Origin of the sequence: Pseudoflavonifractor phocaeensis (assembly GCF_021531815.1) — a bacterium.
In the GTDB taxonomy this organism is placed as follows: Bacteria; Bacillota; Clostridia; order Oscillospirales; family Oscillospiraceae; genus Lawsonibacter; species Lawsonibacter phocaeensis_A.
The window spans coordinates 131,140-144,754 of the sequence record NZ_JADYUM010000006.1; the positions used below are offsets into that span (position 1 = coordinate 131,140).

Here is a 13,615-nt window from a genome sequence, read left to right on the forward strand (position 1 = left end):
ATTCTACAGACTTTGGAAATCCCGGCTTACAAAACAGACAGTCTTCCCCGGCCGCGATCCTTCGCATGGTAAAGGGCTTTATCCGCCGCTTCATACAGCTGGTTGAACGTCGTTTCCGATTCTGCGATGACCATACCCATGGAGATCCCTGTTCCGCCTTCTACCGCTTTCAGCGTAATATTGACCTTATCAAAAATCTGCTGCGCACGTTCCCGCAATTGTGCGTCAGGCGTGTCCTTATCAAAAAAGAGTGCCGCTGCGAACTCGTCTCCGCCCATGCGGCAGGCGCGGTCCTCTTTCCGCAAAGACGTCATCAGTGTCTGCGCGGCTAAAATCAGGAACTTATCGCCGTTATGATGCCCGAATGTATCGTTGTACTCCTTAAACCGGTCCACATCGACCATCAGCATCATGACTTTGGATCTACCCTCCAGGATCTTCAATTCCACATCGCTGCGGAATGCCGCGTGATTCAACAGCCCCGTGAGAGAATCCCTTCGGTACGTGCGTTCCCAGTATCTCAACCGGACCTGCGCCTTATTTTGTTCCGCGGCCATCAGCATCTTCATGGAATAGGTGTTGGTCACGTCAGCGATGATGATCTCCGAGCGTTCGGCGCGCACGGCTGAATCATAATATATTCTGCCGCAGCAAAACACATAAATGTCAGAGCCGTCCTTTCGCCGAATCTTATGTTCCTGAAACACCAGCGGATTCTTGGCAAGGCTGGCGTTGGTCTGACACAGATATTCTATGCGGTCCTCGTCGGGGATCAGATCCGCCTGGCGTATGGGCGTCTGCCGGATATCTTCCGCTGTATACCCTGTCATCCGCTCGAAATTCTCATCCACAGACACGATATACATGGAATCATCCAGCAAATACCGGCTATATGGCACCAGATGGACATTATGCCGTTTTTCCGCGCTCTCACTGCCGGTGCTTTCTTTCTCGTCCTGAGGAGTATCTCCGGACGCTTCCGACAGCACCCGGTTTTCTTCCGCTTCCGGCGGATTTTCCTTCAGGCTTTCGAGAAACTCCGATACGATATATGGGTCAAATTGGGTACCCGCGCACCGTTTCAATTCTTCCATGGCCTTTGCAACCGGCACAGCCCGCCTATAAGACCGGTCATTGACCATGGCGTCATACGCGTCCACCACGGCGATCACTCTGGACAGGAGCGGAATACTCTCTCCGCTCAGACCGTCCGGATACCCCGTACCGTCCCAGCGCTCGTGATGGTGCAGGATATCCTCCGCGATCCCCTTCAACTCGGTATTGCTGTTGGCAATATCGTAGCCTTTTTGCGTATGAGAGCGCAGGATCTTCCATTCTTCTTCGGAAAGCTTCCCCGGCTTATTCAGTATTTCCAGCGGAATTCCGATTTTGCCGATGTCATGCAGCAGGCAGAGCAGGGATAGATTGCTCTGCTGGATGTCTGTCAGCTCGATCCGCTTTCCAAGCGTTTCTCCCATCAGCTGTGTGCGCCGTACATGGTGTTCCGTGTCGCTGTCACATTCCTGAAGGGCCCGAACCAGGGACGTCAGCATTTCAGAATGGATCGACTCCCGGTCCAAGAGCTTCTTTGCGCGCATTGCTTGTGATGCCGCGTAGACGGTCTGAACGATATCCGGTGATTCCTTTGTAAACATGCTGACCGCGTACTGTATCTTACCGGAGAAGTTTTGTTTGACCCGCTCCATGCAGTCCTGCATCTCGGCCTCACTGCTGTGGCTGCACAGGGCGATGAGATGCGCTTCCAAACCACGCACATAATAGGCGTGCTTTGGAAAATATTGACGCATGGTATCCGCGAGCAGTCTGATTTTTTGGTCCCCCACATGGTTTCCCATGGTGCTGTTGATGACCGACAAACTGTTGATGTCGCAAATGGCCACCGCTGTGGGACAGGGGAATGTGTTTGGCTGATCCCGGACAAACATTCGGAAGCTCTCCAAGTTTTGAAAGCCGGTCAGCAGGTCAGTCTCAAGCGCCGCGTCCGAAAACACAAACAACTGCCCAAGCCTTTGCTCCTTTTCGTTTTTCAGACTGCGGATATCACACCGAAGCGGCCTGATTTCCTCCTCTTTCTTGATATAGCATTGGAGGGAAAAGCTGTCATTTTCCGTTTCAGAATTCAGAGACAGGCCGTAGCAGTTCAGAAAATCCTTCAATTCCGCGCACTGTTCCATCTGGATGCCGCCCAGAAGATCATCCGCTCTTTTGTTATGGAGGATCAGGTGGTCATGATAGTCAAACAAGACGATTCCCTGGCCGATATTTTCAAAAATACTGGTTTTCAGACAGTTCAGCATGCCGTGGGTCGAGTATTCGAAACAGCTCCAATAAAGCAAAAAGGCCGTTAAACTGTACCCACAGATGGAATAGTCCAGGAGGTTATAGATACTCACGCCCGGCCAGTAGAGAAACACACCGTTCACTGCAACGATCGTCACGATCCCGAGGATCACATAGCGGTACTGGGAACGGTACTCCTGAGGAATCCTCCGCAGCTTCCGGATCAGCAGGATCAGGATCACCGCCACCAGAGTGTATGTAAAAAGGAGATGCATCCAATACAGCGGCTTCATTTGATAGCTGTACTTCGCAATGTATGTATCTCTCCGGACGTAATGGACGGCAATTTCGCAAAAGGGATTAATGGTAAAAATCACGGCCTCAAATATTGCATACAGAACGCTTAAGCCGATCGCCCTTTTTCCGAGCGTTGTAAATTTCCCTTTTGTAAAATAAACGGTGAAAATGAGAAGGCAGATCAGCATGATGTCGATATTGACAAAATAGATGCTGGACATGACCGAGACGCAGAGATAATCGTTGTTCAGGATGCTGATCAGGTAACTGATATCCACCACAGCCGCACCGGCGCAGGCAAATCCCAAGTACCTCCCTGTGGTCTTGTTCTTCAGAATGGATTTGATAGCCAGGACCCCGTCAGTCAAGGCGATCAGGATGGAAATCTTGATATAACAATCCAAAAACAATGCGTGCATACTGGATTCCCCGTCCTTCTCAGGGTAATATTTCCCGGTTTTAAGCGCATCTTTCGATTACATTTATACACTATTTCCCTATAAACATCAATACTTCGCAGGAATTTTGCCTGAGCTATACCGCCAAATGAGCGGGGCCGTTGCAGAATGCATCGTCTCCAATTTCTGCGTGATGCCGCGCACAAAGAGCAGCCCTGAGGACGCAGGGGAACACTGCGGCACGGGACGGCTTTCGCCTTGTTTGCGCTTACGCGCTGCTGCGGGTCCCTTCCCAAGAAGGTGTGCCGTCTGCGACCGCTTCAAGCGGATCATGGGCAAGCTCGGCTCCCCGTCCCCCGGTTTCACCGCCTCATACACCCGCATGTCCAGCACACGGCAAAAAAATATATCCATAAAAAGCAGAACGCCCAAACTGTCAAAGGTGCTTGATAGTTTGAGCCTCTGCGTTTCAGATTCATTCTGAGCCAGAATTTTTACGAAAAGCTCATCTGAATCGACCTTTTTACCTTCTTTGAAAGGGACCTGCGTCACGATCACTGTGTCGTTCTCAAAGAAATCAATTTTTTCTCTCGCTGTTCCGTGTTCGCGTCGTTGCTCGCACGTAATCCATACTAATTTTACTTCTTACCTGCCGCCTTGGCTGTGCATCAAACGAACTGGAAGCCTGCGCCGCCCAGCACACGGTCCAGACTGCCGCAGGCGGACAGCGGCGTATACTTTCCGGTTACACCGCCTTCGGAGAAGCTGGAGACACGAATGGTAAAGTCAATTCCTTTGCCAACCAGATGGATGAGGTGGGTGTTGGTGTGGACGGAGGGATCGGCGATGATCTTGGACCGGGTCTTGTCAAAGCCGATACCGGCCAGGGCGATGGCCGCGTGAACATTGACGTTGCGGGGGTAGAGTTCGGCGGCCTTACGGGTGGGGCCCTCATACAGGACCGTATACTCCGTGTCAGCGCGTCCCAGGCTGGCGGGGCTCTTGATGGTCTCCACCGTGACCTCGGTCAGCTCGCTGCGTCCGTCAAAAATGCCGTCCAGGCCCAAAATGGCGCCGTGGGGCAGATAGACCATGTGGCCGTGTTCCTTAGCGGCGGCCTCAGCCCCGGCCCGCAGGCCGTCATCCCGGAAAGCGGTCATGGAGAAGGGCATGAAGTCGGTGTATTTCAAAACCCTGACCATGAACTGGGCGACCACGTCGGCGTTGGCGCACTCCACCACCAGGTCCAGCCCCTCCAACATTTCGTCCGTCACTTCTTTGACCACAGGGATGCCGTTGAGATCGTTTTCCTTCAGGAAGGGATCGTAGACGAAGGCCACCTCAGCCTTGCCGTTCTCCTGAACATGCTTCATCATATTGCGGCCAATCTTTCCGCCGCCCAAAAACGCGATTTTTTTCATAGTATTCCCTCCATTCCATCAATGTTTGCGGTAGAGTTCCAGAATGGCCAGCAGCCGCTCCATGGCTGCCACGGCCTTCTCCTTATCCTGGGAGAAATTGATGCGGAACTGGTGGAGATATTGGGGACCGAATTCAGTGCCGGGCGTCACGGTGACCCCTGCCAGCTGGCGCAGGATGCGGATGAACTGGTGCAGGCTCACGTCCAGCTCCGGGATGGTGACAAACAGGTAGCTGCCGCCCTCGGTGGGCCGGGCGGAGACGCCGGGCACCCCTTCCAGCTTGGCCATGATGGCGTCCCGGATCTCCCGGTGAGCCGCCACACGGGCTTCCATCCAGCCCTCCGGCTCGTTGAACCAGGTTTTGAACACCGCCTGGTTGTAGCCGCTGCAGCGCAGGGCCATGACAGCCTGTAGCTTCTCCATGCGCTCGATGATCTCCGCGGTGCCGAAGGCCACACCCAAGCGGTAGCCGCTGAGAGACTCCGTCTTGGAGGGACCGATAATGGTGATGAGATTTTCAGGGATCTCTTTCTGAGCGCAGAGGTGGGTGTACTGGACGCCGGGGTAGAGCTGGCGGGAGTACAGTTCGTCCACCAGCAGGGTGGCGTTATACTGCTTCGCCATCGCCGCGATGGAGACAATCTCGTCATAGGAGTACACACAGCCCACCGGGTTATTTGGATTGGAGAACAGGAACAGCTTTGCGCCCTGGCGGAAGGCCTGTTCCAGGGCCGCCAGGGCGATGCCTGCTCCGGTCTGGACCCTATCATATGCCATGGGTACGGCCACCATCTGGCCGCCGAAAAACTCCACCATCTTCCGGTTGGCAAAATAGTCCGGCTCCACGATGGCCACTTTGTCCCCGGGCATGATATTGGCTCCCATGGCCAGGAACAGGGCGCCCTGGGTACCCGGGGTCAGGATCACGTTCTGAGCGGGGTCGACGGCGGCTCCGGTGAATTTGGACAGGCTGCTTGCCACGTGCTCCAGGATCTCCTTGCGGCCGCGGTAGGGGGTATAGGCCTGGGCTCCCCCCTCCTCCACACCGGCGGCAAATACCTCAAAGCTGCCGGGGGTGGGGATGTGGGCGTCCACATCTCCGTGAGAGAAGTCCACAGGCGCGCCCTCCAGCTTCCCGCAGCGCAGCTCCAGCGCCTGAGACTTTTGAAGGGTCTCCTGGCCGGGGGCATTATCGATCCCCAGTTTTGCAAATTTTTCCTGAATGGTCATGTAAAATACCTCCTTAGTCCGCGATCCGGCCCCCTCCGCTTGGGCGCCAGTTCCTTCTGATCCCATTATACCATCGGGAGGCATTCCGGTCCAATATACGATTGAGCATAACCGGATAAAAATAAAAACCCTTGAAGCCTTACAGCTTCAAGGGTTTGTTCTGGTGGACGATACAGGACTCGAACCTGTGACCTCCCGCACGTCAAGCGGATGCTCTACCAGCTGAGCTAATCATCCGAACAGCATGGATTATTATACCCGCTCTTATTTATTTTGTCAACACCTTTTTCGCATCTCTCCCGAAAAAAAGATTTTTTCCCGCTGCACTCCATTTTCTTTTATATTTTCAATGAAACCTTTGGCAAACTATGATATAATGAATATAGCTAACCCCATTCTCTAAAGGAGGATTGTATATGTTAAAACTCGATTGCTCTAAGCTGTCTGGTTTCCTTTCTCAGGACTATGTGTCCAGCCGTCAGGCCGGTCTGGAGAAGGCCGCCGCCATGCTGGCCAACCACGACGGCCCCGGCGGCGACTTCACCGGCTGGGTGACCCTGCCCCGGGACTACGACAAGGAGGAGTTCGCCCGGATCAAGGCTGCCGCCCAGAAGATCCAACAGCAGTCCCAGGTGCTGGTCGTCATCGGCATCGGCGGCTCTTACTTGGGCGCCCGGGCTGTCATCGAGCTGCTGGCCTCCCCCAATTACAACCTGAAGAAGAAAGACACCCCTGACATCTACTTTGCCGGCAACGGCCTGTCCACCGACGCTCTGCTGGAGCTCATCTCCCTCATCGGCGACCGGGACTTCTCCGTCAACGTCATCTCCAAGTCCGGCACCACCACTGAGCCCGCCGTGGCCTTCCGCATTTTCAAGGGCATGCTGGAGGAGAAGTACGGCAAGGAGGGCGCACGGGAACGCATTTACGCCACCACCGACAAGGCCCGGGGCGCCCTGAAGGGCCTGGCCGACGGCGAGGGCTATGAGGAGTTCGTGGTGCCCGATGACGTGGGTGGCCGCTATTCCGTCCTTACCGCCGTGGGCCTGCTGCCCATCGCCGCCGCCGGCATTGACATCGAGGCGCTGATGGCCGGCGCCGCTCAGGCCATGACCGAGCTGGCCGTTCCCGGACTGGACAACCCCGCCTGGCAGTATGCCGCCGCCCGCCACGCCCTGTACCAGAGCGGCAAGAAGGTGGAGCTGCTGGCCTGCTATGAGCCCCCCTTCCGCTTCTTTGCCGAGTGGTGGAAGCAGCTGTACGGCGAGAGCGAGGGCAAGGACGGCAAGGGCATCTTCCCCGCCAGCGTGGAATTCACCGCCGACCTGCACTCCATGGGCCAGTATATCCAGGAAGGCGAGCGCCTCATGTTCGAGACGGTGGTCAAGTTCGCCCCCAAGGGTGAGTTCATCATCCCCACCGACCCCGACAACGCGGACGGCCTGAACTTCCTGGCCGGCAAGCCCCTGTCCTTTGTGGCTGAAAAGGCCATGCGGGGCGTGATCTTGGCCCATGTGGACGGCGGCGTGCCCAACATCCTGCTGGAGCTGCCCGCCATCAGCGAGAGCAGCGTGGGCTGGCTGATCTATTTCTTCGAGTATGTCTGCGGCCTGTCCGGCTATCTGTTGGAGGTCAACCCCTTCAACCAGCCCGGCGTGGAGGCCTACAAGAAGAACATGTTCGCCCTTCTGGGCAAGCCCGGCTACGAGGAGCTGAAGGCCGAGCTGGAGGCCCGTCTCTAAGCCGTTTGCAGTCTAGATTTCTCCAGGGGAACGGAACTTTTTCTCCCGTTCCGCCCCTCCGCAAAAAATTCACAATAATTCAGTTGAAAAAGCCCCCCCAATATGGTACAGTGTTAACAAGCAAAGGGAACCATTCCCTACGGCAATTCGTTAAGGAGTGATACACATGATTCGAGTCATCATGGGCAAGAAGGGCTCCGGTAAGACCAAGCAGATGATCGATATGATCAACAGCGCTGTCCAGACCGAGCACGGCAACGTGGTTTGCATTGAGAAGGGCAATAAGCTGACCTTCGACATTCACTATCAGATTCGCCTGGTGGAAGCCAGTCAGTATGATATTGCCAACTACACCGCCCTGAAGGGCTTCGTCAGCGGCCTGTATGCCGGCAACTACGACATTACCCATATCTTTATTGACAGCCTGACCAAGATCGTCGGCAGCGAGTGCGACAATGAGACGGAGAAGTTCCTGGATTGGCTGAACAACTTCGGTGAGAAGCACAACATCAAGTTCACCATCACCATCAGCGACGACGAGTCTCTGGCCCCCGAGGGTGTTAAGAAGTATTTCTGATCTCTTCTGCCCATGCCTGAAACAACATAAAAAATGGCCGCTGTCTTAAGACAGCGGCCATTTTTTATATACGCCGACGAGAACTCCGCCGGCCGGCTCCTTGGTCCCGGCAGACCCAGGGCATGTTTCAAAGTCCCTTATCCCGGTCTGCGGCGGAAAAAAGGTCCTCTTCCGGAGGTTGACAGAACACAGAATTAGGAGTATCCTAAGGGCAGGTATAGAACATTAGTTCTATACCTGCCCTTAGCTTTCAAGCAGAACCGCCGGAAAATGCGCAGGCACTCTTTCCGTGCCGCAGGGCCGCTGCCCCATCTGTGCTCAAACAGGAAAAACGGCGATCCCTGTCGGGATCACTGTCTTTCTGTTGGGTGACTTCCATTCCGGATAGTTTCGTTCACAGCCCGAATCGAAGCCCGGCGCAGCGGGTTCGATTCGGAAGCGGGGAGCAGCGGAATGAGCGCACGATGGGTTTTGGTGCGGAGCATAAAAACGGCAGCCAAAACCGCCCGCAGGGCGGTCACCAAACCACAACCCAACAAAGTGGTTGTGGTTTGGAAAGGAGGAGCAGCGGAATGAGCGCACGACGATTTTATAAAAAATCGTCGCAAGCGATATGTAGCTTGCGACGACGTGGTGGAGGAGGGTGGATTCGAACCACCGAAGCGAAACGCAACAGATTTACAGTCTGCCCCCTTTGGCCACTCGGGAACTCCTCCAAATATGAAGTTGTGGAGCTGGTGGACGGATTCGAACCCCCGACCTGCTGATTACAAATCAGCTGCTCTACCGGCTGAGCTACACCAGCACATCAGTGTCTGTCCAACAGCAAGGGATATTATACTAAAAGGCGGTTGGATTGTCAAGCACATTTTCAAAATTCTTTCCTGTTTTTTCGTCAGGGCAGAAGGGAGAGAGGGGACACGCGGAGGCTGAAACCGCCCCTGGAGGACAGCCAGCAGGAACCCTGCGCCTGTCTGTGCGCCCTGTGCGGAGGGGAGCAATACCACTGGGACCGGACCGGGCTCTGGCGGGGACGGACCGTCTGCGCCGTCTGCCTGTCCCGGTTGGAACAAGAGGAGGAGAACGAACTGTTATGACCTTGCAAGAACTTTCTGTGGAATACCGGGCCCACGCCCGGGCGCTGGACCTGCGCATCTGCCAGCTCCAATTCCGGATGGAGAGGACCGAGGACCCGGAGGAGAGCAGCCAGCTCCAGGACCGCATCCGAATGCTGTCCACCATGCTGCGGGAAGCCCAGGAGCTGGCCGTCCTCACCGAACGCTACTACGACAGGGGGTACCGGCGGAATGCCAAATACACGATATAGGCGGGGCAAGGCGTATGCCGCCGATATGGCGGTGTATACCCGGCAGATGGCGGAGGACAACAGCAGGGAAGTCAACCGGCTGAAACGCAACTTGATCCGGGCCCTGCAGGAGGACGTGACCCCCCGGCAGCGCCAGGCGCTGACCATGTACTACGCGGAGGGCCTGAACATGCGGGAGATTGGAGCGCGGCTGGGCGTGGACAAATCCACCATCTCCCGGACCATCAAGCGGGGGGAGCGGCGGCTCCAGCGCTGCCTGCGCTACGGGGCGGAAAACTACCTGCGGAACATGGACAAGCCTTAGCCCTCAATGGGGCCACACCAAACTCAGGGCACACAGGGCCAGGGAGACGGCCATGACCACATCCACCGTCTTGCGGTGGTCCTGAAAGATCTTTTGGAGGGACGCGCCCGCAAACAGCCACACCAAATTGGCCACAGGGCCGGTAAAGGGCAGGAACAGGCCCACCGCCAGCAGCCATGGGAGGGACTGCCGGTAGGGCAGCACATAGCCGGACAGGGCGGTCAGGCAGAATATGATCACTTTTACATTGGTCAGCTGGAGCAGCAGCCCGTTTCGGAAGGAGGGGTAGGACGGGTCGGACTCCGCCGCCGTCACCCCCGCTGAGCGGAGCATGTGCCACGCCATCCACAGCAGGTAGGCGGCCCCCATCCATGCCAGCCAACCCACATATCCGCTGAGCAGGGTGCCCAGGCAATAGGTGACCGCCACCGCCCCCATGGACACCAGAAAGAAGCCCACGAACAGTCCCCGCCACTGCTTCAGGGCGGGGCCCCGTCCGTACCGAAGGGCGGCGGACAGGGAACACAGGTTGGCCGGGCCAGGCGTAATGCCCCCCACAAAGCAGTAGATCAGAAAGGCGGGGATCAGGGAAACCGGCATCATGGCACGACCTTTCTTTTTCCTATGGAACAAAGCCGGGGACCGCTTCAAACCGGTCCCCGGCTTTTCCTTTGATTTCCAGTGGCGGGGAGGAAGTTCCTTCCTGTGTTCCCCTACTCCTCATACTCCGCACAGCCCAGGGCGATGGCGCCGGGACCGGTGTGGCAGCAGATGTTCAGGGCCAGGGGATCGATGCGGACGAACCGTTCCCCATAGTGGGCCTCCATCTGGGCCTTCCAATTTTCACCCACCGACTCCTCCCCGGAGTAGGCGGCAAAGACCCGGGTCTTTTTCCCGGCGAACCGGGTGGCCAGGTCCTGGTCCAGGGCGGAGAACATCTTTTCCACCGCCTGCTTCATGCCACGGACTTTGGCGAAGGCGTCCACGCCGCCGCCCTGGATCTGGAGCACCGGCTTGACATTGAGCACTGTGCCGATGGCGGCGGCTGCGGGGGTGATGCGGCCGCCTTTTTTCAAATACTCCAGGGTGACCGGGGTGATGTAGATGCTGGAGCACAGGGCCTTTTCCTCCAGCCGGCGGCAGATCTGCTCCAGGGGCATGTCCCGGCGGGCCAGGGTCAGGGCGTCCTGGACCATCTGCCACAGGGGCACGGAGATACGCCGGGTGTCCGCCACAGCCACCCGGCCCTCATAGAAGCCGGCTAGGGTAGCGGCGGTGGTGTAGGAGCTGCTCAGACCGCTGGTCATGGGCAGGTACAGGACCCCCTCCCGCTCCTGCAGCAGCTTGTCCCACAGGTCCGCGAGGGCCCCGGGGGCGGGCTGGGAGGTAGTGATATCGGCCCCCTCCGCCTGGCTGCGGAAAAAGAAGGCCCGGTCCAGGTCAACAGTCTCCAGATATTCCTGCCCGTTGATGGTCATGGGCATGGGCAGCAGCTCCACTCCCAGCTCCCGGGCCTCCTGAGGGGTCAGGCCGCTGGTGGTATCGGTGACGATCGCAATGTTTGTCATGTTGTTCCTCTCTCCGTCCGGCGGGACGGAACGCCGCCCGCCGCTCACTCCATACAGGTCCGGCCAGCCCTCCCGCCGGACGGATGGCCGAACAGGGGCCGGCTGTGCCGGCCCCTGCTTCTGGTGATTTGATCTTTTCCGCGGTATGCCGGCAGCCGCGCTGCTGACGACGCCTCCGCGCTCCTCGTTGTCACGCTGCGGCTGTTCGCGGCGCAGTCATAAGTCCCTTCGCTTCTCAGTACGCCACGCCCCAGTAGATCATGTGCTTGGCGGGCTTGCCGCAGCACACGCAGATGTCAGACACCTGCTCCTGGACCAGCGGCATGCACCGGGAGGAGACGCCGGCCTCCTCCTTCATCTTCAGCTCGCACTCCAGATCGCCGCACCACATGGTCTTGGCAAAGCCGCCCTCGGTCTCCATGAATTCCTTGACCTCTTCCAGGGTCATGCACACCTTGGTGTGCTCCTCCAGGTTCTTCTTGGCCCGCTCAAACAGGCTCTGGTGCACCTCATCCAGCAGACGCTTAACAGTGTCCTCCAGCTGGGCCAGGGGCACAAACACCTTTTCCCCGGAATCCCGGCGGCAGACGCAGCACTGGTCCTTCTCCATATCCTTGGGGCCGATCTCCACCCGCAGGGGCACGCCCTTCATCTCGTACTCAGCGGCCTTCCAGCCCATGGACTGGTCGGAGTCGTCCATCTTGGCCCGGATGCCGGCAGCCTGGAGCCGCTCCAGCAGCTTGGACGCGGCCTCCAGCACGCCCTCCTTGTGCTGGGCCACGGGGATGACCATGGCCTGGACGGGGGCGATGCGGGGGGGCAGCACCAGGCCGTTATTGTCGCCATGGGTCATGATGATGCCGCCGATCATCCGGGTGGACACGCCCCAGCTGGTCTGATGGGGGTTGTGGAGCTGGTTGTCCTTGCCGGTGAAGGTGATGTCGAAGGCCTTGGCGAAGCCGTCGCCGAAGTAGTGGCTGGTGCCGGCCTGGAGCGCCTTCCGGTCGTGCATCATGCACTCCACAGTGTAGGTCTCCTCGGCGCCGTTGAACTTCTCCTTGTCGGTCTTGCGGCCCTTGACCACGGGCATGGCCAGCACGTTCTCCATGAAGTCGGCGTAGATGTTCAGCATCCGCTGGGTCTCCTCCCGGGCCTCCTCCTCGGTGGCGTGCATGGTGTGGCCCTCCTGCCACAGGAACTCCCGGTGGCGCAGGAAGGGGCGGCTGGTCTTCTCCCAGCGCAGGACGGAGCACCACTGGTTGTACTTCTTGGGCAGGTCCCGGTGGGAGTGGATGATGTTCTTGAAATGCTCACAGAACAGGGTCTCAGAGGTGGGCCGGATGCAGTAGCGCTCCTCCAGCTTCTCGCCGCCTCCGTAGGTGACCCAGGCGCACTCGGGAGCGAAGCCCTCCACGTGGTCCTTCTCCTTCTGGAGCAGGGACTCGGGGATCAGCATGGGCATGGCCACGTTCTCATGGCCGGTCTCCTTGAACTTCTTGTCCAGCTCCTTCTGGATGTTCTCCCAGATAGCATACCCGTAAGGGCGGTAGATAAACATACCCTTGATGGAGGAGTAGTCGATGAGCTCCGCCTTCTTGCACACGTCGGTGTACCACTGGGCGAAGTCCACCTCCATATCGGTGATCTCGGTCACCTGCTTCTTGTTGGGATTCTGAGCCATATCGTTTCAGTCCTTTGTCTATAAAATGGATTGGAAAACTCGTATTACCTATAATATGAATTCCCTGGGGAAAAGTCAAGGTTTCCGGCCAAAGTCCTGGAAAAAAGCCGTTCTCCCGCCGTTGCGGTTTTCCCATTCCCATGGTATACTACCGTCAAGACATCACACTTGACACAAAGGAGGGGCTGTTCCATGGACGCCCAAGAGAGAAGACAGGCCATCGCCCAGCGTCTGGCCCAGGCGGAGGGCCCGGTGAGCGCCGCCGCCCTGGCCAGAGAATTTTTCGTCAGCCGCCAGATCATCGTAGGGGACGTGGCCCTGCTGCGGGCGGGGGGCATGGACATCGCCGCCACCCCCCGGGGCTATGTGCTTCCCCGGGAGAGCGGCGGACTGGTCCGTACTCTGGCCTGCCGCCACACCGGAGAACAGATGGAGGCGGAGCTCAACGCCATCGTGGACCAGGGCTGCACCGTCATCGACGTCATTGTGGATCACCCCATTTACGGCCAGCTCACCGGCCCCCTCCAGCTGTCCAGCCGGTACGACGTGGGCCAGTTTGTGGCCCGGTGCCGGAAGGAGTCCGCCGCCCCCCTGTCCCTGCTCACCGAGGGCATCCACCTGCACACCGTTTCCTGCCCCGACGAGGACGCCTTCCTGCGGGTCCGGACGGCCCTCAAGGCCCAGGGCGTCCTGCTGGAGGAGTAAACCCTCCTGTCCGAAGAAAAAGGGCTTGACAAATCCACACTTTTGATTAGAATGAGGTTTACAT

At 57.8% G+C, this 13,615-nt stretch carries 12 protein-coding genes and 3 tRNA genes; 5 read left to right on the forward strand and 10 right to left on the reverse strand.

Going from position 1 to position 13,615, the window contains the following annotated elements:
• Positions 1–26 precede the first annotated feature (26 nt).
• The 5 genes from I6E42_RS05545 to I6E42_RS05565 all read right to left on the reverse strand — a co-directional run bounded on the left by I6E42_RS05545 (position 27) and on the right by I6E42_RS05565 (position 5,884).
• A complete protein-coding gene (locus I6E42_RS05545; RefSeq protein WP_235370937.1) occupies positions 27–3,017 on the reverse strand; it encodes a diguanylate cyclase domain-containing protein in 2,991 nt (996 codons plus the stop codon).
• An 87-nt stretch (positions 3,018–3,104) separates the two neighbouring features.
• The gene (locus tag I6E42_RS05550) at positions 3,105–3,554 is read right to left on the reverse strand and encodes a hypothetical protein (RefSeq protein WP_235370938.1); all 450 of its coding nucleotides are present in this window, start codon (positions 3,552–3,554) and stop codon (positions 3,105–3,107) included.
• Positions 3,555–3,664: 110 nt separating this feature from the next.
• Positions 3,665–4,417 (reverse strand): aspartate dehydrogenase domain-containing protein, encoded by a 753-nt coding sequence (locus I6E42_RS05555; protein WP_235370939.1) that lies wholly within the window; start codon positions 4,415–4,417, stop codon positions 3,665–3,667.
• Between the two features lie 18 nt (positions 4,418–4,435).
• Positions 4,436–5,647, reverse strand: coding sequence for a pyridoxal phosphate-dependent aminotransferase (locus I6E42_RS05560; RefSeq protein WP_235370940.1), 1,212 nt, complete (start codon positions 5,645–5,647; stop codon positions 4,436–4,438).
• Positions 5,648–5,808: 161 nt separating this feature from the next.
• Positions 5,809–5,884: transfer RNA gene (locus I6E42_RS05565), tRNA-Val, on the reverse strand.
• Positions 5,885–6,063: 179 nt separating this feature from the next.
• Between I6E42_RS05565 and I6E42_RS05570 the strand changes: the two genes are divergently transcribed.
• Positions 6,064–7,389 (forward strand): glucose-6-phosphate isomerase, encoded by a 1,326-nt coding sequence (locus tag I6E42_RS05570; protein ID WP_235370941.1) that lies wholly within the window; start codon positions 6,064–6,066, stop codon positions 7,387–7,389.
• Positions 7,390–7,555: 166 nt separating this feature from the next.
• Positions 7,556–7,966 carry a hypothetical protein gene (locus I6E42_RS05575; protein ID WP_235370942.1) on the forward strand — a complete coding sequence of 137 codons (411 nt, stop codon included), beginning with the start codon at positions 7,556–7,558 and terminating at the stop codon, positions 7,964–7,966.
• A 631-nt stretch (positions 7,967–8,597) separates the two neighbouring features.
• Here the strand turns inward: I6E42_RS05575 and I6E42_RS05580 are convergent.
• Both I6E42_RS05580 and I6E42_RS05585 read right to left on the reverse strand, forming a co-directional pair.
• A tRNA-Tyr gene (locus I6E42_RS05580) sits at positions 8,598–8,682 on the reverse strand.
• A gap of 13 nt (positions 8,683–8,695) precedes the next feature.
• Positions 8,696–8,771: transfer RNA gene (locus I6E42_RS05585), tRNA-Thr, on the reverse strand.
• A 288-nt stretch (positions 8,772–9,059) separates the two neighbouring features.
• Between I6E42_RS05585 and I6E42_RS05590 the strand changes: the two genes are divergently transcribed.
• Together I6E42_RS05590 and I6E42_RS05595 are read left to right on the forward strand one after the other, a co-directional pair.
• Positions 9,060–9,293, forward strand: coding sequence for a hypothetical protein (locus I6E42_RS05590; protein ID WP_235370943.1), 234 nt, complete (start codon positions 9,060–9,062; stop codon positions 9,291–9,293).
• Positions 9,274–9,597, forward strand: coding sequence for a sigma-70 family RNA polymerase sigma factor (locus I6E42_RS05595; protein WP_235370944.1), 324 nt, complete (start codon positions 9,274–9,276; stop codon positions 9,595–9,597). The genes I6E42_RS05590 and I6E42_RS05595 overlap by 20 nt, the downstream gene beginning before the upstream one ends.
• A gap of 3 nt (positions 9,598–9,600) precedes the next feature.
• On the opposite strand, the gene I6E42_RS05600 is transcribed toward I6E42_RS05595, so the two are convergent.
• From I6E42_RS05600 to proS, 3 genes are all read right to left on the reverse strand, one after another.
• Positions 9,601–10,200: a LysE family transporter gene (locus I6E42_RS05600; RefSeq protein WP_235370945.1), complete on the reverse strand. Its 600-nt coding sequence runs from the start codon at positions 10,198–10,200 to the stop codon at positions 9,601–9,603.
• Positions 10,201–10,310: 110 nt separating this feature from the next.
• The gene (locus I6E42_RS05605; protein ID WP_235370946.1) at positions 10,311–11,165 is read right to left on the reverse strand and encodes a DegV family protein; all 855 of its coding nucleotides are present in this window, start codon (positions 11,163–11,165) and stop codon (positions 10,311–10,313) included.
• A gap of 235 nt (positions 11,166–11,400) precedes the next feature.
• Positions 11,401–12,846: a proline--tRNA ligase gene (proS, locus tag I6E42_RS05610; protein ID WP_235370947.1), complete on the reverse strand. Its 1,446-nt coding sequence runs from the start codon at positions 12,844–12,846 to the stop codon at positions 11,401–11,403.
• 192 nt (positions 12,847–13,038) lie between these two features.
• Between proS and I6E42_RS05615 the strand changes: the two genes are divergently transcribed.
• The gene (locus I6E42_RS05615; RefSeq protein WP_235370948.1) at positions 13,039–13,551 is read left to right on the forward strand and encodes a transcription repressor NadR; all 513 of its coding nucleotides are present in this window, start codon (positions 13,039–13,041) and stop codon (positions 13,549–13,551) included.
• The last annotated feature ends 64 nt before the right edge of the window (positions 13,552–13,615 follow it).